We start from the raw sequence: 21,937 nt of genomic DNA, 5'->3' as shown, positions 1-21,937 counted from the left end.
CCGTAATGAGTGTCGTTTTGGAACTATGGCAAATCAGTATAGGTGTGTCAGCATGAAATGGTCCGATCTATCAGATAATTGGTGTCCGGTTGCGCGAACGCTTTCCGTTGTTGGCGACCGCTGGACAATGCTNATTTTNCGCGATTGCTTTTTGGGTATGTCGCGGTTTGAACAATTCATTGAATCGAGTGGAATGACCCGGCACATCCTTGCCGACCGTCTCAAGCGGCTCGTTGAAGCGGGCGTGCTGGAGCGTGTTGCCTATACCACGACACCCAAACGCTACGATTATGTCCTGACGGAGAAGGGCAAGGAGNTGGCGCCCGCGCTGTTGTCACTTCGCGATTGGGGCAAAAAACACTTGCCGGTGCGCCGGGCGACGTCTGCCTGATCAGTCTGCGAGCAATTGCTCGGCTTTTTTCTGAACGGCTCCGTAATCGATCTTGCCTGTGCCGAGCACCGGAATTTCATCCACGTGGTATACCCGCTTGGGAACGGACAGTTCGGGCACGCCGTGGTTCTTCGCCCAGGCCAGAATGTCTTCTCGATTGCTGTCCTTGGTGTCGCTCAACAAAATAACTTGTTCGCCCTTTCTGGGATCGGGCAGGGTGACAGCTGCGTGAAGATTATCCGGCCAGATAGCGCTGGCGCAATTCTCGACGACTGCCAGCGACACCATTTCGCCGCCGATTTTCGCGAAGCGCTTGACCCGCCCCATGATCCTGATGATGCCTTCATCATCNATGGCCACGATATCTCCTGTATCGTGCCATCCGCCCTCGGGGCGTTCCAGGACGCCAGGGTTCGAAGGGCGCAGATACCCTAGCATGATGTTCGGCCCTTTCACGTGGAGCCGGCCACCGTCTTCAATGCCTTCAACGGGTACCAGTCGCGATTCCATACGCGCCATGAGTGTTCCGACCGTGCCAGGGCGATTATTCTCCCACTGGTTCGCGGCGATTACAGGAGACGCTTCGGTTGCTCCNTATCCTTCGAGGATTTCGATTTCGAACTTCCGGCGCACAAGCGCGCGTGTTTCATCTTTCACTCGTTCAGCACCGCAAACGGCCAGTCGAACCGAACTCATGTCGCCGTCCCCACCAATACGCGCATATTGCGAGATGAATGTGTCTGTCGCTAGAAGGATCGTTGATTGGTTGGCACGAATACGGCGGACGATTTCGCGCGGCTGAAGCGGCGATGGGTGAAACATGACCGGAATTCCGGCGACAATTGGCAACACCGCGCCCACTGTTAGACCAAAACAGTGGAATGTTGGCAGGGGGTTGAACAGGCGATCTGTATCCGGGCTCAATCCAATATGCGCGCGAACCTGTTCGACATTGGCCATCACGTTTTCATGGCTGAGAACGACGCCCTTGGGNTCACCCTCGGTGCCAGACGTGAAAAGCATCACACCGGGAGATTTGTAGCGCGATTGCTTGCGGACCAGCCCCGGAAGCACAGAACCTAGAGCAGCGATCAGCTTGTTGCTGAGCGTCAGGTTTTCCCGAACATCCTCCAGATACAGGATTTCTGCTGAATCGGACAATTCCTCTATCAGATCCTCAAGGCCGCCTAGCTCAACAAATTTGTGCGCTGTCACGATGCGACTGATCTGTCCGGCCTTCATGGCGGCTTTCAGGTTGCGAGAGCCTGCCGTGAAGTTGAGCATTGCAGGGATTCGGTTGAACGCGCTGATTGCATAGAAGCCGATGACCGCGCCGGCCCCGCTGGGCAGCATCACGCCGACGGCCTCTCCGGGTTTTGTGCCCTTGCGCAAGGTTGAGCCCAGCGCCAGCGCCGCTTGCACGATCTCTTTGTAGGTGAGTTCGCGTTCGTCGCCATCAATCAAAATGGCCTTTCCGCTCCCAAATTCCTTTTTTGCGCGAAAGAGTGCGCTGAAAAGATCGGTGCGGGTGCGTGATGGTTGATATGGCAAAGGTGCCGGGATGGTCTGTCCGGTCATGATGGCCTCAGGTTCCCTCCGGGGCATCGCCCCATGTGTTTTTTGTAACAATCTGTCATTTATCGACACTGTCGCAAGCGGTAATGCAAGATTGCATAAACACTCTGCAGTGTATTTCCCTTGATGAAACAGTTGGTCAGGTCCATTTTCCCGCCATGGCAAATCTCATCAATCTGACCGAAAACTCGCGCAAGCACCGGCATCCGGAGAAGCAATCGCGCCCGGATACGCCGTTGCTCCGCAAGCCAGACTGGATTCGCGTGAAAGCCCCGACATCGCAGGGCTACGCAGAAACGCGTCAGATCGTGAAATCAAAAGGCCTCGTTACAGTTTGCGAAGAGGCGGGCTGTCCGAACATTGGCGAATGTTGGGACAAGAAGCACGCCACTATGATGATNCTCGGCGAAATCTGCACGCGCGCCTGCAGCTTTTGCAANGTTTCCACCGGTAAGCCGCTCACACCAGGGCGAGTGGATGAAGATGAGCCGCGCCGAGTGGCTGAAGCAGTTGCTGAAATGGGACTGCAGCATGTCGTTATCACGTCAGTGGACCGCGATGACCTCACGGATGGCGGCGCAATGCATTTCGTCAACACGATCGNAGCGATTCGGGCCATGTCTCCCGGAACCACGATCGAAATNCTGACGCCCGATTTCCTGCGCAAGGATGGCTGGGAGAACCGTGTCATTGATGCGAAGCCCGATGTGTTCAACCATAATCTTGAAACAGTTCCGCGTCTTTACCTCTCAATCCGCCCGGGTGCGCGCTACTTCCATTCATTGCGCCTGTTGGAGAAGGTGAAGGATCGTGATCCGACACAGTTTACCAAGTCTGGCCTGATGGTCGGCCTCGGCGAAACAAAAGAAGAAGTGATGCAGGTCATGGATGACATGCGCTCTGCCGGCATCGACTTCCTGACAATTGGTCAATACCTGCAGCCCACTCGGAAGCATGCCGCGATTGATCGCTATGTCCCGCCGGAAGAGTTCAAGGCGTACGAAGAAATTGCCCGCGCCAAAGGCTTCCTNATGGTTTCGGCGTCACCGCTGACCCGTTCCTCTCATCATGCGGGCGAAGACTTCGCGCGACTGCGCGCGGCGCGNGAAGCCAAACTGGCCNCCGAAGCCGTCTAGGCGATGCCCCATTTCTCGAAATCGGTGCATGTGCCGTATGGCGGTCAACAGGCGTTCGAACTGGTATCGGACATCGCCGCCTATCCGGATTTCATAAAGTGGATCACGGCAATGCGCGTGTCTGAGATGCGCGTACAGCCCGACGCGAGCTTCACCTGCCTGGGAGAGGCAGCTGTAGGCTTCAAAGGTTTTGTCGAGCGTTTCACCACTCGGGTCGAGGCGGATCCTGCGCTGGGGCGCGTGGTTGCGTCCTTGGTGAAAGGTCCGTTTCGAAAGCTGAAAGCGGAGTGGGTGATTGAGGCGACAGATAGCGACGGGTCAGACATTTCGCTGTCCATAGACTACGATTTCCGAAATCCGTTGATAGGCATGCTGGCCGCGGCCAATCAGGAACTCGCAGTCAACAAGATCCTCGGAGCGTTTCTTTCTGAGGCGGAGCGACGCTACGGGGCCAAAGCCTAAGCGATTTGCATCTGTATTTGCCGCAAAGCACATTCCACCGCGGCGAGGCGTATCTGCTCGCGACCAATATCGCCGGTTTGCAGCATTTCATGTATGACGGCACGGTTTTCGCGAGCACAGGCCACATGGACGGTGCCGACGGGCTTCATGCGAGTGCCGCCGCCNGGGCCGGCGACGCCGGTTATGGCAACGGCAATGTTTGCGCGACTGGCTTCCAAGGCGCCTTCAGNCATCATTCGGGCAACTGGCTCTGATACGGCCCCGTAATCCGCCAGAACATCGCCAGCAATACCCAGCATTTCTTCCTTGGCGCGGTTTGAGTAGGTAACAAAGCCGCGTTCAAAAACGGTCGAACTGCCGGGGATGTCTGTCAGCAAGCCTGCCAGCAGGCCACCAGTGCAGCTTTCAGCCGTGCAGATTCTGAGGCGTGATTGTGCGGCGTCATCGAGCACAAGCATGGCGAGATTGCGAAGTCGATCTGGAAACATNGNNTGCAAGATAAGGGGTGTTCNCTGCGGCGTGAAGCGAAGATTACGAATTCAGTCGCCTGACGTCGGGACGAGNGTNACGACTGCTTCCGCAGCGATCCCTTCGCGTCTTCCCGTAAAGCCAAGTGCTTCTGTCGTTGTGGCTTTCACGCTGACAGCATCGAGCGAAAGGTCGAGCAATTCCGCTGTTCGTTTGCGCATTGTCTCCCGGTGAGGTTTTACTTTTGGAGCTTCACANATGATCGTTACGTCGCAATTTCCTATGGCAAAGCCGCGCTTTAAAGCCAGATTTTGCGCTTCTTTCAGGAACAGCCCGCTGTCTGCATCCTTCCACCGGTCTTCATTCGGGGGGAAATGATCTCCAATGTCACCTAACGCAGCCGCCCCCAAAATAGCGTCCGTCAAAGCATGCCATGCAGCGTCTGCGTCTGAATGCCCCTTAAGCTTGGCGGTGTGGGGAATTTTCACTCCGCAAAGAATGACATGGTCACCCGGTTCGAACGCGTGGACGTCAAAACCTTTTCCGATGCGAGGAAAGGCGAGGCGTGGCGTCATCATTCTTGAAACCATGTCGAAATCCTCCGGATAGGTGATTTTGTGCAGTCGATCGGAGCCTTTGACCAGTTTCACCGCGACGCCTTGGCGCTCTACAGCGGCCAGGTCATCGACGAGATCGTCCGCGGNTTCACTTAAGGCGTGAACGATTGCGCCGAAACGGAATGCTTGAGGTGTCTGAACCCGATACAGATCGTCTCTCGATACTGATGCCAAGTTTGTGTCTGACGCCCGTTTCAGAGCATCCTGTACTGGCAAAGCGGGCGCCGCTGCATCGTGTGTGGATAGAGCNTCCAACAGGTTATCGATAATCGCGTGAGTCAGGCCTGGCCGAGCGGCGTCATGGATCAACACAGCCGTATTTTCCGCAGGGTCCTTGATCGCCTGCAGGCCGTTGCGAACCGATTGTGTGCGCGTGTCGCCACCTGTCGCAAGTAGGCACCCATCTGGGCGAAAATCGTCTGGTACGTCAGGCCCGGTAACGATGATTACGTCATCGACGGCGGGATGGGACTGAAAAGCACGGATTGACCATTCGATGACGCGACGGCCATTGAGGTCACACCATTGCTTGGCGCGCTCACTTTCTGCCCGAGAGCCTTTGCCGGCGGCGACGATAATGGCGACGGTTCTATTCATGGGCGGGTTAATATGCGAGGGCGCCAGGGTTGGCTACTGGCGATTTCTATCAGCGCCGGTTGCAGCTGCTTGCATATTGTGCACTTGCGAAGTCATGAAAAAACGGAAAGATAGTCAAATGACCAATTTTCAGGCACCCAAAGTCTGGTTGGCTCCAATGTCAGGAGCAACAGATGCGCCAATGCGTCGACAGGCCGTCAGGTTTGGCGCGCCGGCTGTGGTGTCCGAAATGGTGGCAGGCGATATGCTGGCGATTGCTCGTCCGGATGTTGTGCGGCGCACATGTCGCCACGATGGCGATGGCCAGTGGATTGTCCAACTGGCTGNCAGNCGCCCNGAAGCGATGCAAACAGGGGCGCGGTTGCTTCGTGAAGCGGGCGTCGATGTGATTGATATNAANATGGGATGCCCCTCNCGGCAGGTGACAGGCGCGCAGTCTGGCTCAGCCTTGATGCGTGACGTGCCTCTGGCNCTAGAAATCATACAGGCGGCTATNGATGGCGCGGGCGACCTGCCTGTGACCCTGAAGATGAGGCTTGGTTGGGACCATGACTCGCTCAATGCGCCAGACATTGCTCAATCAGCCGAGCATATGGGCGTCCGTATGTTGACGGTGCACGGGCGGACTCGATGCCAGTTCTATAAAGGTACTGCGGATTGGACGCGCGTCTCTGACACAGTCGAGGCGGTGTCGCTACCGGTCATCGTCAATGGCGATATTTCTTCCTGTGATGATGCCAGGAAAGCTCTGACGGAATCTGGGGCGCANGGAGTTATGGTCGGGCGGGCGGCTATGGGCCAACCCTGGCTGCTCGGCCGGATTGCGGCTCACCTTGACGGAGAGACGTTTGAAGAGCCTGCATTGGAAGNGCAACTTGATAGTTTGCTCGAACAAATATCAGACAGCGTCGACCTNTACGGAGACTTTCTGGGAGTGCGCACAGTGCGCAAGCACGTGTCCGCGGCTATCGAGAGTGTGAATCTGCCGTTANCGGACGATGTCCGCCGGAAATTGCGATCNCAGCTGTGCCAGATCAATCATGCNGGCGACCTGCAATCTGCNCTCAGGCGCGTGTATCGCAAAACGTTCGAACTGGAGGCCGCGTAATGACGAGNGACGTAACGATGCCGGCGCCTCGTTTGGCAGATTTGTCTCCGATTGCGCTAATGCTGGTTGATGCCAGACGCAAANTAGTCGAGGTCAACGCGGCAGCGGAAAGTCTACTTCAGCTCTCTCGNAGGGCTTTGAGAACCAANCCNTTGAGCGAGATTGTNTACCACGACTCGCCNGTATTTGAGTTGCTGGATCGCGCCCAACGGACAGTTGGNGATATCACCGCGCCNGGCACGCCCATCAGCGGGCCGGGNCTCTTGTCTCGTCATATCTGTGATATCTGGGTNAGATCCACGGANGAAGGNGGCTTCATGATCGCTATGTGCGACGCTGCGACTCGAGACGTAAATGAATCCGCAGCGGGTGTTGCCGGGTTTGGCCGTATTCTCGGACATGAAGTGAANAANCCGCTTGGGGGGATTATCGGCGCGGCGCAGTTNCTTGAAAGACAGTCNGTTGACGGTCAATCNGAACTTCTGGAGATCATCAAGGAAGAGGCGCGNCGTATTGAGCGTCTCGTAAACAGGCTGTCGGCCTTTGAGCTGTTTTCCGCGCCTCATATGGAGCCATTCAACATACATGCGCTGCTGGAGCGCGTGCTGGCGTCTGAAACTGCCGCCATGGGATCGAAGGTAGAATTCAAGAGAGATTTTGATCCATCGCTTCCGCCTGTGATCGGCGATTCAGACCACCTGCAACAAGCTTTCCAGAATTTGATCCGGAACGCTGCCGAGGCTGCTAGCGACGGTGGCGTCCCAGCGAAAGTTACTGTGCGAACATCTTACGCCGCAGGACTTTCGTTCCGCCAGGCAAGGCTAGGGGCCGGGCTTCGGCGCGCTATGCTTGTTTCTGTAGAAGACACCGGTAAGGGCATTCCGCGAAACCGGCAGAGCTCTATTTTCGAAGTCTTCCAGAGCAGCAAATCGGGCGCACGGGGACTTGGTCTGTCAATTGTGAAGGAAGTGGTCACCGCGCATGGCGGCCAAATACGCGTCGATAGCGTTCCCGGTTCGACGCGCTTTTCAGTTTTGTTACCCCTAGGAACAGGAGAAAGATCTGATGGCTGAGAAAACGATTCTGCTTGCAGAAGATGATGCCAGCATTCGTTTGATCGTGAATCAGACTTTGGTGTCTGCAGGTTACGAAGTTCGCGCAACAAGCTCACCAGAGGCTCTGGAGCGGTGGGTCAGCAATGGGGAAGGCGATGTTGTGGTGACAGACGTCTTCCTCGGTGACGCGTCGATCTTTGACTTGTTACCATCGTTGAAGCTGGCTCGCCCGGAGTTGCCTTTCATTGTGATGAGCGGCCAGAATACGATCCTGACGGCCGCGTCTGCTGCTCAACATGGCGCATTCGACTACCTTCCGAAGCCATTCGATATCGACACCTTGTCAGGCTTGGTTCAGCGGGCGCTGAAATCACAGCCGAAGGGATCGAGCAAGGCGATCAACCCTGAATCCCAGAAGGCGATATCGGACGCCGGCCTGCCTCTGATCGGTCGCTCTGACGCAATGCAAGAAGTCTATCGGATCATCGCCAAGGTGATGAATACCGATTTGACCGTCCTGATCGAAGGCGAAAGCGGGACGGGTAAAGAACTTGCTGCGCGCGCAATCCACCAGTTGGGAGACGCGAAGAATGGACACTTCGTGGCTCTGGATTTGGCAGCGCTGCCAGCATCGGAGATTAACCGGCAGTTGTTTGGTGCCAACGGTGAGCAGGGGGCGGTCCATCAAAAAGGGGGAACTCTTTACCTAGATGAAATTGGCGACCTTCCAGCGGAGGCGCAAACCCAACTCGTGAAGTTGATGCGGGATTCCAGTGGTGCCCGGATCATCGCATCAACTCGTCGAAATTTGGGGCGTTTGGTGGATGATGGGAAGTTTCGTGAGGACCTTTACTACCGACTAAATGTTGTTCGGCTGACAATGCCGCCACTACGCTTGCGGAAGGAAGACATCCCCGAACTCGCACGCGCTTTCCTGATCCGCGCCCAACGGCAGGGCCTGGCGGCGAAAACACTGGACAAGTCCGCATTGGATTTGCTGACTGCCTATGACTGGCCTGGAAATGTGCGCGAATTGGAGAATCTTGTCCTTAGGCTCGCGGTACTCTGCCCGGATGAGACAGTCACCTTGCGGGATGTCGAACGTGAATTGCGCGCAGGTGCAAGCGAGCAGAAAGGCTCCAGCGCAGGATTTGAGAAAGACATGGAGACACTGTTGCACCGCTACATCATGGGCGATCTCATCGCCAATGGCGACAATGAGGAATCCAACGTCTACTCGAGCGTAATTGATCAGGTTGAGCGCCCACTCATTCGTTTGGCTCTGTCCGTGACAGCAGGCAACAAAGTGAAGGCGGCGCAGCTATTAGGCATGAACAGAAACACGTTAAGGGCCAAGATCAACGCGCTAGGCATTGCAGAAGACTGATTGACTGACACAACAACTGTGGCATTACTGCACCAGTGTTGCGATTCAGGCACGATTATGTGTTTGAAGTGCAATGGGCTTTTTAGCCGAGTGTAGAGCGGTAGTTTTTTGTCGAACGTGTTGAGTCAGCAAGCCTCCAAGGCAAGTTGGGCCCTTTTCGAAGGGCTGTTCATTATCGCTGCGCTTGTTGCCGTTTTTGCAACTTTTATTGCGATTTCAGGCGTAGACCCCGACAATCCGACCGCCGGTACAACGCCTTGGTTGCTGGGTCTGAACTTCGTCGTCGTCATCGTGCTCGCGACTATCGTGGTGCGCGAATACTTCGCTATTCAGTCAAACAGTGAGAGCGAGGGGCGTGGTCGCCTCGCTCGGCGGTTCGTTATGTTGTTTGGCTTTTCGGCACTGGTTCCCTCAGCGATCGTCGCTGTGTTTCTGGGTGCCATCTTCACACAGGGGCTCGACAACTGGCTTGGCGAGCGCGTCGACTCGGTGATGGAGAAGAACGCAGAGATTTTTCGCAACTATGTCGATAATTTCGAGACGACATTCGACGTAGATGTGCGATTGGCCGCTCTCGATGTCGAGAATTTTGCTCGAGATGTTGAGGCCAGTTTTGGAGATGGCGATGTCTCGCGTGCCTTGTCCGCAAATACCTCCGTAGCGTTTTCTGAAGGTTTGCGGTCTGAACTTGCCTTCAGGGACTTTCTTACCATTGCCATTCTAGGTGACGACGGGGTCGAATTGATTGCCGAGGAAAGCGTGCAGGATGCCATTCTGATTCCGCCGCCCGCAGCAGCTTTTGAGGAAGCTGACAGAGGTGAAATCGCCACGACGCTCTACGAAAATCGCGGCGTCGCCACCGCGCTCATCCACATTACCGAACCCCTGAACGGCTATATTTACGCGGTGAAGAATTTTGACCGCAATGCCGCGGTTCGCCTTCGTGAAGCGGAGGCCGAAATCATTCAGTACAATAATGCGAAGCGCCAGGGCGGGCGGCTCCAGACAATCTTTGCCATCGGATACGCGCAAATCGCTGCACTTGTTTTGTTATTGGCCGGGCGCTTGGGTCTTGAGGCTGCTGGTCGCGTTACCGGTCCAATCGGTCGACTTGCTATGGCGGCTCACACGGTCAGGGACGGCGACCTGACCGTTCGGGTGCCTGTTACCGGTGCAAAAGATGAAGTCTATGCTCTCAGCAAGTCGTTTAATGCGATGACGGAGCAATTGTCAGAACAAAGAAGCGCCCTGATCCGAGCACGAGAAGATGAAGAAGATCGTCGCCATTTTGTTGAGACACTGCTTGCCGAGGTAAGTGCAGGCGTTATCCGGATGGATCCACACATGGTCGTAACGCTGGCGAACCGGTCGGCTGGAGACTTGCTGGGTGTTGACGAAATTCAGGAGGGCGCGTTTCTAGCAGATGTCGCACCTGACTTTGTTCAGTTTGCGAAAGACACACTTCAACAGGGGTCACCGGTTGATGCTTCAATCGATATAAACAGAAACGGTGCAATACGGCATTTCCGGCTGAAAACCGCACCCGATCCAGCTGGTGGTTGTGTGCTGACGTTTGATGACACAACTCGCCTGGTAAATGCGCAGCGGCAGTTGGCTTGGCGCGACGTGGCTCGAAGAATCGCTCACGAAATCCGTAATCCGTTGACACCCATTATGCTATCGACTGAGCGACTTCGGCGCCGGTATGCGAGTTCAATTGATGACACCGATGGTGTGTTCGACAGATGCATCGAGACAATCCTGCGCCAAGTAGGTGATATTGGCCGAATGGTCGAGGAGTTTTCATCGTTTGCGCGAATGCCAAAACCCAACGCCAACAAGTTCGATATGAAGTCGGTTCTTGAGGCGACGAGTTTCTCACAAGGCATGGTGTCTCCCGATATCAAGGTCGTGTTTGAATCAGAAGCAGAGTCAGTCACGTATCTGGGAGACGAACGACTGATCGGCCAGGCCTTTGGAAACCTTCTCAAGAATGCTGCAGAAGCAATTGAGGGCATGCCGGAAGAAGCTGACGTGCAAGGGCACATTCGGGTGAGCCTGACAGAGTCCGAGAAAGGGCTAGACATCACGATCGAGGACAACGGGCCCGGATTTCCGGAGGATGTCAGGGATCGGCTGCTTGAACCCTATGTGACAACTCGTGAAAAAGGGACTGGTCTAGGCTTGGCGATTGTGAACCGAATTATCGTTGACCATGGCGGGTCGATATCCTTGCAGAACCGTCTGGATGGAATGCGCGGCGCCCGGGTTCGGGTCTGGTTACCGCATGATTCCCTGAAAGTTAGTGAAACGTTTGACGCCCAACACGACGACGAGTTGGACGAATTACCGGCCCCGGCCGGTTTGGTGTAGAGGAGCCCGACAGATGGCATTTGACATTCTAGTGGTAGACGACGAACCCGATATCCGAGAGCTGATTGCTGGCGTTCTCGGAGATGAGGGATATTCCGCCAGAACAGCTGACACGGCTGAACGCGCATTGGAAGAAGTTCGTGCACGAACACCTCGTCTGGTTATCCTCGACGTTTGGCTTCAGGGAAGTGGGATGGACGGTCTGTCGCTGTTGAAGTACCTGAAATCTATCGACCCCATTTTGCCGGTGATCGTTATTAGCGGACACGGCAATATTGAGACAGCGGTCGCAGCTATCCGGCGCGGCGCTTATGATTTCATTGAGAAGCCTTTCAAGACCGATCGGTTGCTTCATATGATCGAGCGGGCGATCGAATCNGCAGCTCTGAAATATGAAAATGCTGCCCTGAAGAACAGGGCGGGGGACAATGAGCAGTGGATAGGTGAAAGCCAGGCAGCCGGGACTTTGCGCGCTTCGATCGACAAGGTGGCACCGACAAACTCACGGGTCATGATAACGGGCCCAGCCGGTTCCGGCAAAGAACTCGCCGCCCGACTGATACACCGAAATTCTCAGAGNTCTGACGGCCCATTCNTAGTTGTGAACGCCGCCACGATTGCGCCGGAGCAAATGGAAGGCGCATTGTTTGGGGAGGAAGATTCTCAAGGCCGCACGACCCGTATTGGTTTGTTNGAGAAAGCTCANAACGGCACACTTCTTCTGGACGAAGTGGCTGACATGCCACTNGGCACACAGAACAAAATTCTGCGCGTTCTGACTGAACAACGTTTTCAGCGAGTAGGGGGCAAATCGGACGTCAGTGTCGATGTGCGCGTCATGTCGGCTTCAACAAAGGATATCCGTCAGGAAATTGCAGAAGGCCGCTTTCGTGAAGACCTGTTCTACAGGTTGAGCGTGGTTCCCTTGCGCGTTCCGTCTCTCGCCGAACGCCGCGATGATATTCGCGACCTGGTGGACTATTTCACCAACCGAATTGCCGATTCATCTGGACTAACACCGAGAGCATTTTCGGANGAAGCCATGGCCGTGCTTCAATCAATGGATTGGCCGGGCAACATCCGGCAGCTTCGAAATGTCGTTGAGCGCATCCTCATCCTTTCTCCGTCAGACGCAAGTCGCCCGGTCAGCGTCGATGAATTGCCGCGTGAGACATCGGTCGTGCCGGGAAATACGGGTAAAAGTGGCTCTGCTGAATTGGTTGGATTGTCGCTAAGAGATGCTCGCGAGCAGTTTGAGCGAGAGTATCTCGCGCTTCAGATCACGCGATTTAACGGAAACATTTCGCGGACGGCTGAATTTATCGGAATGGAACGCTCCGCCTTGCATAGAAAATTAAAGGCTTTAGGCGTTAACTCCAATCTTACTCGTCAGGACGGTTAGGGCCGTCAAAGGGCTGTAGACATGCATGTTCTGATATGCGGCGCGGGGCGCGTGGGGCACGGAATCGCGCGCCGCCTCGCACGCGAAAAGCACGATATTACCATCATTGATGAAAATCCCGACCTCGTCGATCAGGTTTCGACGGATCTGGATGTTCGTGGTGTCACAGGTCATGCGGCTCACCCGGATGTCCTCAAGAAAGCCGGCGCGGCGGACTGCGAAATGATCATCGCAGTGACCCATTTTGACGAGATCAACATGGTCATCTGCCAGATTGCCCACACCCTGTTCTCGGTACCTTACAAGATTGCTCGGGTGCGGGAGCAATCCTACATAGACCCGGCGTGGAAGAACGTATTCTCGCGCGAAGGCCTGCCCATAGACATGGTGATCTCGCCTGAAATGGAAGTTGGTGAGGCCATTCTTCAGCGCTTCAGAACGCCTGGCGCCGTTATGAGCGCGACGTTCGGGAAGGGACGTGTTCGGCTTATCGGTCTTGAGGTGGAAGACAGCAATCCACTTCTGGACACACCTGTCGATCAGCTTAGAGGGTTGTTCCCAGATTTGTCCGCCCGAATTGTCGGCATCGGTCGGAAAGATTCTGTCAGGGCTCCCAGATCAAATGACGTGTTGAAGCCAGGAGACCGCGCTTACATTGCGGTGCTGGATGAACATGCCGAGCGGCTTACATCCATCTTCAACCGGGATTCCGAACAGTCTGGGCATGTTGTTATCGTTGGCGGGGGCAATGTCGGTCTCTACGTCGCTACAACGCTGGAACAGGAAGCGAAGAACCGCGTACGCTTGATCGAACACAATGCGAAGCGCGCCAACGACGTTGTCGCGGCAGTGAAGCGGACGATCGTCATTCAGGGGGACGGCCTGAACCCGGACATTCTGGCCGAAGCCGGGGCTCCAAAGGCTGACTTCGTTGTGGCGATCACAAATGACGATAAAGCCAATTTGCTGATATCAAATTTGGCCAAGCGAGCAGGTGCGAAGAGAACTTTGGCGCTTGTAAACGCTACAGAACTCGCCGGTTTGGCACGAGATCTTCGTGTTGATGCTGTTCTGGACCCAAGGGCGTTGACCGTATCTCAGATCCTGTTGCGGATGCGACGCGGCCGTATCTTGGGGCTTCAGTCGATTGAAGACGGAAAGGCAGAAGTCGCTGAAGGCATTACACTTGAGTCTTCCTCATTGATCGGCAAGCCACTGGGCTATGATGATCTGCCCGAAGGCATGACGGCAGCCGCAATTATTCGTGGCAAGGAGGTTTTGATCGCCGGGCCCGATGTTATTGTTCAGGCAGAGGACCAATTGATAATCTTCTATGAAGAAGAGATGGTCAGGAAGGTTGAGAAGTATTTCCGGGTCAGCCCGGACTTCTTCTAGGTCATGAACTACGCATCGGTCGTTCGGGTTCTGGCGTTACTATTGATTGTCGTTGTGGTTGCAGCGATTCCCGCCATGTTCATGGCAATCGCAGCGAGGGAAACGAGTCAGATCTTTGCCTTTGGTACAATGGCATTGGCAATCATTGTCTTGGCGAGCAGCGTACTGCTTCTAACGCCGAAGCCTGAACGCAAGGCGAGGCCCTCAGATGCACTGGCAACAGTTATCTTGTGGTGGTTCATCACACCCGTTGCTACGTGCTTGCCCTTTATTCTGGGGGTTCAAAACGACAGCGTCATCAGCGCCATTCACGAGGCAACGGCCTGCTTGACCACCACCGGACAATCCGTGATTTCGGTGCAGGATAATCAGTGGCCAATCAGTCTGGTTGTTTGGCGGGGCATGCTGCATTTGTTAGGCGGTTTGGCGACGGTCGTTGCGGCGGCCAGTGTGCTGGCTGCACTTAATCTTGGTGGGCCAGGAATTCACCGAACCGTCTTGTTCACGGTTCCTGAAACAAGCTTTTTTGATGCAGTTCCACGCGTCGTTCGCATGGTTGCCATGCTCATGATTGTTTCGATTCTGCTATTGTTTTCAGGGCTCGTTTTCATGGGTGTTCCAGCAGAGCGGGCCCTGGGCGACGCGATTAGCGCTCTGACCACGGGTCTTGTGCATCCTCAGGGAATTATGCGCGCACCTCTTGATACCGGGCCATCCATTATCTTGGGCGTGGGATTGTTTGCGGGGGCCATGGGCCTCGCCCTGTGGTTACCTTTGCGCGATGGAAAACCCTTCAAAGCCATTTCCGATCCCGAAGTTTCCTTGTTCGTGGGATTGCTCATCGTTTTCATTTGTTTTGCACTGGCCTCAGACCTGAACGTTACGGAAGGGCTCTCCTGGGCGCTGTCCGCGCTATCGACGTCCGGTTTGTCCTTGTCTGACCCGGCCGACTACAATCGCATTCCACTACCAGTCCTGGTCTTGCCAGCGCTGATTGGAGGCTCTGCGCTGTCGGCTGCGGGCGGCGTCAAGCTTGCACGTTTTATCGTGCTGGCAAGGCGAGCAGGACAGGAGTTCAGACAGCTTGGCTACCGTCGATCCATTTTGCGCTTCACATTTCGAGACAGGGAACTCAACGAAAGAAGCGTCATCGGTGTTTGGGTGTACTTGATTGGATACATCCTAGCGATTTTCCTCACCATGGCGGCCTATTCGTTCATGGGCGAGGAATTTGTGCCATCAATTCGCCTCGCCATAGGAAGCCTGACGAACTCTGCGGCTGTCCTTGGGAGCTACCCCATGGATCTGTCTGGACCTGCGCAGGCTTTAACCATTTTTACCATGATTTTAGGGCGTTTGGAGGTTCTGGCCCTGATTCCAGCGCTTTCCCTCAGCTTTTGGCGGGGTTAACAGTTGTTCGCACTTGCACTTGCGCGGTAATCCCGTTAGCGCGACACATAACAAGAACAGGCCAGATTGGATTTCCGTCATGTCCGCCGACAAAAAACAGAACTTGCAAGATACTTTTCTCAACGCCGTCCGCAAATCACGTACGCCTCTGACCGTGTTTCTCGTCAATGGTGTCAAACTGCAGGGTGTTGTGACGTGGTTCGACAATTTCTGTGTGCTTCTGCGCGGTGACGGGCGGCCACCGCAACTTGTGTACAAACACGCCATTTCCACAATTGCTCCGAGCGCTCCGGTACAATTGTTCGATGAGGAAATGGATGCGGACTAAACCGCTTTGACTGACAAGATGATCGACCGAACGCCGGCGCCTGAAGTGGCCGGTGTGATCATCCCGTGGTTCACACCTGCCAATAGGCCAACCGAAGACAGGCTGGAGGAGACATCGGGTCTCGTCGAGGCGCTGGGCTGTGATTTGGCATTCCTGCGGGCAGAGCATGTTAGGAAAGTTAACTCGTCTGTACTGCTTTCGGGCGGCATTCTTGAGCGTCTGGCTGACGACCTGAAACAGAATGATTGCACCATTGCGGTGATCGACGGCGACCTCACGCCCGTTCAGCAGCGCAATNTGGAGCGCAAGCTGGAAGTTAAAGTCATCGACCGGACGGGTCTGATCCTTGAAATTTTTGGATTGCGGGCGCGCACCAAAGAAGGGCGCTTGCAGGTCGAATTGGCTCGTCTGCTATACGAGCGGTCAAGACTTGTAAGAACCTGGACGCACCTTGAACGCCAGCGCGGTGGTGGAGGGTTCTTGTCGGGTCCCGGTGAAAGTCAGCTGGAAGCAGACCGCCGAATGCTGGACGACAAGATCTTGCGGCTAAGGCGCGATCTGGATGATGTGAAGCGAACCCGCGCCGTGCAGAGATCTGGACGCAAGAGAAGTGGCAAGCCGGTCATCGCATTGGTGGGGTACACGAATGCCGGCAAGTCGACGCTTTTTAACCGAATTTCGGGTGCCAACGTCTTCGCGCGGGACATGCCTTTCGCGACGCTCGATCCGACTATTCGCAGGTTTGATCTGCCGACTTTGGGGGAGGCGGCGCTGATTGACACGGTCGGATTCATTACTGATCTTCCCACCCATTTGATCGACAGCTTTCAGGCGACACTTGAAGAAGCCATGCAGGCAGATCTTCTGGTTCATGTTCGTGATCGGTCGAGCCCGTCTGATGTCGATCAGGCTGAAGATGTCATGATTGTGCTTGATCAGTTGGAAAAGGAAACAGGGCTGCCTTTGCCTCCCATGATTGAGGTCTGGAACAAGGCAGATCTTTTGACAGACGATAAAGCCGACGCGCTTTCATTCGCTGCGCGGGGGACGGTCGAAACTCCGGCGGTTCTGGTGTCAGCATTGACTGGCCGAGGTGTCGANGAATTGCTGGATCTGATCGAGGCGGTTCTTCTCAAGGGCGCCTCCGAGATTCAGCTCGTTCTTGGCGCACAGGATGGACGCGCTCGGGCATGGTTGCACCAAAATGGCGAAGTAATATCTGAAAGCGCTCTTGAGACGGGTAATGTCGCCATGTCTGTTCGTCTGGCAAATGACCGACTGGGACAGTTCTACGCGCATTTTCCAGGCCTCAAGCCGGATTAGCGTTCGGCCTTTTTGACACGCTGCCAAAGCGCTTCCTGTTCATCGATCTCAAGGTCGGCGAAGCGCGTGCCTTCTGATTCCGCCAATGCCTCCATNGCCCGGAAACGTCGTTCAAACTTGGCATTTGCGCGCCTCANGGCCTGCTCTGGATNAACATCGAGGCGTCGGCTCANATTTGCTGCTACGAACAACAAATCACCAATCTCATCCTCAATCTTGTCCGCATCCCCAATATCTATGGCTTCACGAACCTCGTCTGCCTCTTCATCAAGCTTGTCGAAGATCTGCTGTGCGTCAGTCCAGTCAAAACCTACCCGCGCTGCNCGCTTCTGTAGCTTTTCCGCTCGCAACAAAGAGGGAAGCGCCAGAGCTACTCCGTCGAGCGCGCTNGGCGNNCCCTCCGGCTGAGACTTNCCGGCTCGTTCTTGGGCTTTGATAACCTCCCAGGCAACAACTTGCTGTTCTGCTGAGCGGCTCCCCTCTGGGCCAAACACGTGAGGGTGTCGACGGATCATTTTCGAGTTTATAGCTGCNACGACATCTTCAAATTCGAATTNNCCCGNTTCCTGAGCCATCTGGCTGTGGAAGACGACTTGAAACAACAAGTCGCCCAATTCTTCTTTGAGATCGCGCATGTCATTTCGATCAATTGCATCAGCTACCTCGTAAGCTTCCTCAATTGTGTAGGGCGCGATGGTAGAAAAGTTCTGTTCGATATCCCAAGGGCATCCGGATTCCGGGTTTCTCAGTTGCGCCATAATTTCCAGTAATCGAAGCATCGCGTCNGCTGGAGATGATTGTGAATTTCCATGATCAGTCATGGTTTCCCAGTAAACGGGTTCACCGCTAAAATCGACCGTTCGATTGACAACACCTCTAAGTCACGCGACGTGAGTTCATGCATGAGAATCTGACGCCCCATTTCGGCCAATGAGCACAGTATGAGTTCTCCCTCGCTCATTGGCGTCTTTGTGGACGGGAATCGCGCACATGCTTGGTCCTACGATGATGTGGGTGAAGTGCAGGCGTACATCGCCGTAGAGGCGCACCTCACGAACGACGCTTTGGACAATGTGTGCCATCTGAAACGGGCCTTGGGCGATTGGCTTATTGCCCAATCTCAAGAGAGCAAGATGGTCGTTTGTGGCGCAATGGGGGGGCGTGTCTCGACGAGCACTCCGCGTGTTCCTTTTGTACTTGACGACATTCGGCGACACCTCGTCAGCAATATGGATGTGTTGCTTGTGCCAAGCCTGATACAGAGCAACCCACCCGGATATGCCGAAGGTCTCGAAAGCCTGCTTTTTGGTATTGAGCAGTCAAATGGTTTGATTTGTGCGCCGCTNGCAATNACGGCTCATTTCACCTTGGAAGCAGGGCGTGTCACCGACGTGTCCTCTGAGCCTACTGCNGACTATTTGTCGGCGCTGTTGCGGAAAGAGCGGGAACAANCGGAGAGGCTNCCGCCCCAACTCTTTTCAGAACCTGTTTTTNTTGATTGGGTCGAACGGTCTCTNAATACTGACAACACAGTTTCCACCCTTGCGGCGAGTGCNGCNNTCCGAACAGGACAACTTGCCCCGGAANACTTCGAATGCGCGCTGAATGCACTGCTGATAGGCGCAGACATTGCCGCACATTACGACCCAGGCGATGATGTCATCCTCATAGCCGACGAGACGCGCCTGGAAATGTACGGTTTGGCTCTGGACGCATTCGGCGCTGACGTCTTGGAGTATTCAGCGAAAGACTGCAAGAGCGACGCACTGTGGGAAATTGCCGAGATTGCTGATTTGTTGTCAAACGAGTCGATTCATCCCTGAATGAACTGATCTACTGTATCGAGGTTGTTCTAGCATGTTCATGACGCCGGAATGTGTTGCGCCAACGGGCTGTACGCTCGGCGAAGGACCGTTGTGGAGCCCCTCTGAAGGATTTCTTTGGTGGGTGGACATCAAAAGGGCAAAACTGCATCGCTACAATCCGCGGACGGGAAACACCCGTCGTTACGATTTGCCCATTCGGGCGAGTACGCTTGCACTCTTCGACGGCAACATTCTGATGGCGGGTGAGCGGGAAATTGGCNTCTATGACCCGGCTACCGAAGCCTATGAGCGCCTGCGAACACTTGATGCCGAGCCCATCTCCAATCGAACGAATGATGGCGGTATCGCGCCAGATGGATCTTTCTGGTTCGGAACAATGGACGATGCTCAAAAGGTGGCTCAGGGCAATTACTACAGATACACATCTGATGGGAAACTTGAGCCCCTGAGACTACCCTCAGTGATGATCACCAATACCTTCCAGTTTTCACCTGATGGATCCGTTTTCTACACGTGTGATTCGGTGGAGCAGGAAGTTCTTTCATTCCAGCATGAAATAGGGACCGGGAAGGTCACCGATCGGAAGGTGCTGGCAAACACGTTTGAGTTATCAGGCTATCCTGACGGGTCAGCTGTCGATTCAGAAGGGTGTCTTTGGACGTGTCTATGGGATGCCTCTCGGATTGTTCGCCTNACCCCAGATGGGGAGATTGANCGAACGATNACCTTGGCAGCGCCGCGTCCTACNAGCCTGACGTTTGGTGANGAGGATTTGAAAACGCTTTTCATCACGACAGCACGTGCNGGCATGTCNTTNCCGCANCTTGATTCGCGGCCATTGTCGGGCAGTCTATTCGCCGTTCGAGTGGATGTCCCCGGACTGCCACCCAGAGAATTCGGCAAGTCGAGAGAGTGAGAAGTGCCCACTTGCGGGATTTATAACAGTTCCCACCTACGCTTGACGAAANCTAGAGTGCACTTAACCGTGGACGTGGCGGNNCAAAACCGCTAACTCCCCGCTTTTCAAGAGAGAGTCGGAATGGCCGATAAAGCGAAAAAGAAACGCGTAGGACCCATTACCTTCTTTCGGCAGGTTCGTGCCGAAGGGAACAAGGTGACGTGGACGTCCCGTCAGGAAACCATCCAAGCGACAATTTTCGTCGTGATTATGTCTATTCTGATTGCGCTTTTCCTATTCTTTGCGGATTTCGTCATTAATCTCGTCGTAAAGGCGATCACGGGCCTCTGAGTCAGGCGGTTCGTCAAACAATTACTANGGAGCGCGCAGGCCTCATGGCTGAAGCCAAATGGTACATCGTCCACGCTTATTCCAACTTCGAGAAGAAGGTCGCATCGACAATTCTCGAGCAGGCTGAGCGGAAGGGACTGGCAGACCTCATTGAAGATATGCAGGTGCCGACCGAAGAAGTCGTTGAAGTCGCTCGCGGCAAAAAGAAAACCGTCGAACGTCGGTACTTCCCTGGATATGTGTTGATGAAGGCTGTGATGACGGATGATGTCTACCACCTCGTCAAAGATACGCCCAAAGTTTCTGGGTTCCTGGGCGCAGAGGGTGGCAAGAAACCGCTTCCAGTGCGCCAAAAGGAAGTTGATCGGATTCTCGGCACGTCCACCGATTCGGCTGCAGAACGTCCTCGCCCACAGATTTCCTTCGAAATTGGTGAGCAGGTTCAGGTCAATGATGGCCCATTCCAAGGCTTTGAAGGCTCGGTCGAAGAGATCGATGAAGAGAATGGTCGTCTGAAAGTTACCGTTTCCATTTTTGGTCGCGGAACACCAGTCGATCTGGAATTCGAACAGGTCGCCAAACTCTGATTTCGAGTTCGAATCNTGGGAAGCGCAGTTGGGCTTCCGGGTTTCGCTTGAAACCTAGCAAATTGAGCGGTATTTCCCGCTCATCGTGCCGCCTTAGCTCAGTCGGTTAGAGCGCTAGATTGTGGATCTAGAGGTCCCCCGTTCGAACCGGGGAGGCGGTACCATTTTCCTCCAAGCAGAGTAAAGCGCGTTGTTATCCCGAGGAAAATTCTCTCAAATNATTGNGACATCNGCGCAATAATATGTTGCAAATGAGCAGCGGTGAATAAAAATGGCGTGATTGAAATGCACGTCGTCCTTAATAGGGCTCGCCGTACAGGCTAAATATGTTTATTCAGGAACCATTCGGGTTTTGACCCGTATGAACCTGCGGCCGAGGACAATCCCGTCATTCGGCACACAAAAGGGGATTGAGTATGAAGAAAACTCTTATGTGCGCGACAGCCGCGGCCGCATTTGCGTCTGCTGGCTTTGTTGCCCACGCTGAGGACGGGTGGTACGCCCGCGCCGACGCGACTTACGGTTTCGATGGTAAGCTTGACCACGATCCTGCTGAACAGGACGTGATCGGCACCATGGGTGGCGAATCCGATCCAGATGACATGATCGGTTTCGACCTGGGTCTGGGTTATGGCTTTGACAACGGCTTCCGCCTCGAAGGCGTGGGCGGTTACGGCGATGCCGAGCTCAGCGTTCCGGCTGCATCTTACAATGGTGCGCCAGCTGGTGCTTTCCCAGCTGCTGCAGGCAACCTGCAGACCATGGAACTGATGTTCAATGGTATTTACGATTTCAACCGTGAGGGTGCGCTCCAGCCATACGTTGGTTTGGGTGTTGGTGTCCTTCGCGCAAACGCCAAGGCGAACAACCTCGTTTTCACAAACGGTACGGATGTTTCCGCTGCGAACGGCTTTGGTGATAGCGACACTGGCTTTGCTTACCAGGGCCTGCTGGGGCTCGGTTACAAAGTTTCCGAAAAGCTGACGCTTGACCTTGGCTACCGCTACAAAGTTGCCGAAGACCTCGAATTCGGTGGCTACAACGGTGGCACGAACTATGACGCTGACTACACAGCTCATCTGGCGACAGTCGGTCTGCGGCTGAACTTCGGTGCGACGCCTCCGCCTCCACCACCTCCGCCGCCGCCACCGCCGCCGCCTCCGCCACCACCGCCTCCTCCGCCACCCCCACCTCCGCCGCCGCCTCCAACGACAAAGACGGATGCTCCTGAAGTTGTGTGCTCAAGCC

Annotated in this window: 20 protein-coding genes and 1 tRNA gene; 17 read left to right on the top strand and 4 right to left on the bottom strand. The window is 54.9% G+C overall.

The annotated features are described in order from the left end of the window. Positions 1-25 precede the first annotated feature (25 nt). A complete protein-coding gene (locus CBB91_RS06655; protein ID WP_345906748.1) occupies positions 26-391 on the top strand; it encodes a helix-turn-helix domain-containing protein in 366 nt (121 codons plus the stop codon). Here CBB91_RS06655 and CBB91_RS06650 read toward each other — a convergent pair whose 3' ends face one another. Then, positions 392-1,969 (bottom strand): AMP-binding protein, encoded by a 1,578-nt coding sequence (locus tag CBB91_RS06650; RefSeq protein ID WP_273012981.1) that lies wholly within the window; start codon positions 1,967-1,969, stop codon positions 392-394. Positions 1,970-2,124: 155 nt separating this feature from the next. On the opposite strand from CBB91_RS06650, the gene lipA reads away from it, so the two are divergent. Then, positions 2,125-3,102, top strand: a complete 978-nt coding sequence (gene lipA / locus CBB91_RS06645; RefSeq protein ID WP_273012979.1) for a lipoyl synthase — start codon at positions 2,125-2,127, stop codon at positions 3,100-3,102. A gap of 3 nt (positions 3,103-3,105) precedes the next feature. Beyond that, positions 3,106-3,564: a type II toxin-antitoxin system RatA family toxin gene (locus CBB91_RS06640; RefSeq protein WP_273012977.1), complete on the top strand. Its 459-nt coding sequence runs from the start codon at positions 3,106-3,108 to the stop codon at positions 3,562-3,564. Here the strand turns inward: CBB91_RS06640 and CBB91_RS06635 are convergent. Beyond that, entirely contained in the window at positions 3,561-4,052 is a 492-nt protein-coding gene (locus tag CBB91_RS06635) for a CinA family protein (RefSeq protein WP_273012975.1), read from the bottom strand. The genes CBB91_RS06640 and CBB91_RS06635 overlap by 4 nt on opposite strands. A 51-nt stretch (positions 4,053-4,103) precedes the next feature. Further along, complete coding sequence (locus CBB91_RS06630; RefSeq protein WP_273012973.1) at positions 4,104-5,246, bottom strand: bifunctional 2-C-methyl-D-erythritol 4-phosphate cytidylyltransferase/2-C-methyl-D-erythritol 2,4-cyclodiphosphate synthase; 1,143 nt, start codon at positions 5,244-5,246, stop codon at positions 4,104-4,106. Here CBB91_RS06630 and CBB91_RS06625 point away from each other — a divergent pair. The 9 genes from CBB91_RS06625 to hflX all read left to right on the top strand — a co-directional run bounded on the left by CBB91_RS06625 (position 5,146) and on the right by hflX (position 17,027). Continuing rightward, on the top strand, positions 5,146-6,354 hold the full coding sequence (locus CBB91_RS06625; RefSeq protein WP_345906747.1) for a tRNA-dihydrouridine synthase: 1,209 nt from the start codon (positions 5,146-5,148) through the stop codon (positions 6,352-6,354). The genes CBB91_RS06630 and CBB91_RS06625 overlap by 101 nt on opposite strands. A gap of 326 nt (positions 6,355-6,680) precedes the next feature. Beyond that, complete coding sequence (locus CBB91_RS06620; RefSeq protein ID WP_273012971.1) at positions 6,681-7,427, top strand: ATP-binding protein; 747 nt, start codon at positions 6,681-6,683, stop codon at positions 7,425-7,427. Then, positions 7,420-8,796, top strand: coding sequence for a sigma 54-interacting transcriptional regulator (locus CBB91_RS06615; protein ID WP_273012969.1), 1,377 nt, complete (start codon positions 7,420-7,422; stop codon positions 8,794-8,796). The genes CBB91_RS06620 and CBB91_RS06615 overlap by 8 nt, the downstream gene beginning before the upstream one ends. A 117-nt stretch (positions 8,797-8,913) precedes the next feature. Continuing rightward, the gene (locus tag CBB91_RS06610; RefSeq protein ID WP_162176022.1) at positions 8,914-11,169 is read left to right on the top strand and encodes an ATP-binding protein; all 2,256 of its coding nucleotides are present in this window, start codon (positions 8,914-8,916) and stop codon (positions 11,167-11,169) included. Positions 11,170-11,182: 13 nt separating this feature from the next. Then, on the top strand, positions 11,183-12,571 hold the full coding sequence (locus CBB91_RS06605; protein WP_273012966.1) for a sigma-54 dependent transcriptional regulator: 1,389 nt from the start codon (positions 11,183-11,185) through the stop codon (positions 12,569-12,571). Between the two features lie 21 nt (positions 12,572-12,592). Next, on the top strand, positions 12,593-13,966 hold the full coding sequence (gene trkA / locus CBB91_RS06600) for a Trk system potassium transporter TrkA (protein ID WP_273012964.1): 1,374 nt from the start codon (positions 12,593-12,595) through the stop codon (positions 13,964-13,966). 3 nt (positions 13,967-13,969) lie between these two features. After that, positions 13,970-15,376 (top strand): potassium transporter TrkG, encoded by a 1,407-nt coding sequence (locus tag CBB91_RS06595; RefSeq protein ID WP_273012962.1) that lies wholly within the window; start codon positions 13,970-13,972, stop codon positions 15,374-15,376. Between the two features lie 79 nt (positions 15,377-15,455). After that, positions 15,456-15,704 (top strand): RNA chaperone Hfq, encoded by a 249-nt coding sequence (hfq, locus tag CBB91_RS06590; protein ID WP_034812840.1) that lies wholly within the window; start codon positions 15,456-15,458, stop codon positions 15,702-15,704. An 18-nt stretch (positions 15,705-15,722) separates the two neighbouring features. Then, positions 15,723-17,027, top strand: a complete 1,305-nt coding sequence (gene hflX, locus CBB91_RS06585) for a GTPase HflX (protein WP_345906746.1) — start codon at positions 15,723-15,725, stop codon at positions 17,025-17,027. Here hflX and mazG read toward each other — a convergent pair. Next, the gene (gene mazG / locus CBB91_RS06580; RefSeq protein ID WP_273012958.1) at positions 17,024-17,848 is read right to left on the bottom strand and encodes a nucleoside triphosphate pyrophosphohydrolase; all 825 of its coding nucleotides are present in this window, start codon (positions 17,846-17,848) and stop codon (positions 17,024-17,026) included. The two genes, hflX and mazG, sit on opposite strands and share 4 nt — an antisense overlap. A 120-nt stretch (positions 17,849-17,968) precedes the next feature. On the opposite strand from mazG, the gene CBB91_RS06575 reads away from it, so the two are divergent. The 5 genes from CBB91_RS06575 to CBB91_RS06555 form a co-directional block, all read left to right on the top strand. Continuing rightward, positions 17,969-18,850 (top strand): 2-dehydro-3-deoxygalactonokinase, encoded by an 882-nt coding sequence (locus tag CBB91_RS06575; protein ID WP_273012957.1) that lies wholly within the window; start codon positions 17,969-17,971, stop codon positions 18,848-18,850. Positions 18,851-19,892: 1,042 nt separating this feature from the next. Further along, entirely contained in the window at positions 19,893-20,102 is a 210-nt protein-coding gene (gene secE, locus CBB91_RS06570) for a preprotein translocase subunit SecE (RefSeq protein WP_035555179.1), read from the top strand. A gap of 44 nt (positions 20,103-20,146) precedes the next feature. Beyond that, on the top strand, positions 20,147-20,689 hold the full coding sequence (gene nusG / locus CBB91_RS06565; protein WP_035555176.1) for a transcription termination/antitermination protein NusG: 543 nt from the start codon (positions 20,147-20,149) through the stop codon (positions 20,687-20,689). 87 nt (positions 20,690-20,776) lie between these two features. Continuing rightward, positions 20,777-20,853: transfer RNA gene (locus CBB91_RS06560), tRNA-His, on the top strand. Positions 20,854-21,105: 252 nt separating this feature from the next. Then, the coding region (locus CBB91_RS06555) for an outer membrane beta-barrel protein (RefSeq protein ID WP_273012955.1) at positions 21,106-21,937 on the top strand (832 nt) is incomplete at its 3' end.

Origin of the sequence: Hyphomonas sp. TMED31 (genome assembly GCF_002172815.1) — a bacterium.
Taxonomy (GTDB): domain Bacteria; phylum Pseudomonadota; class Alphaproteobacteria; order Caulobacterales; family Hyphomonadaceae; genus Hyphomonas; species Hyphomonas atlantica.
The sequence above is the reverse complement of the archived record's forward strand: the minus strand, read 5'-3'. Positions and strand labels throughout refer to the sequence as shown.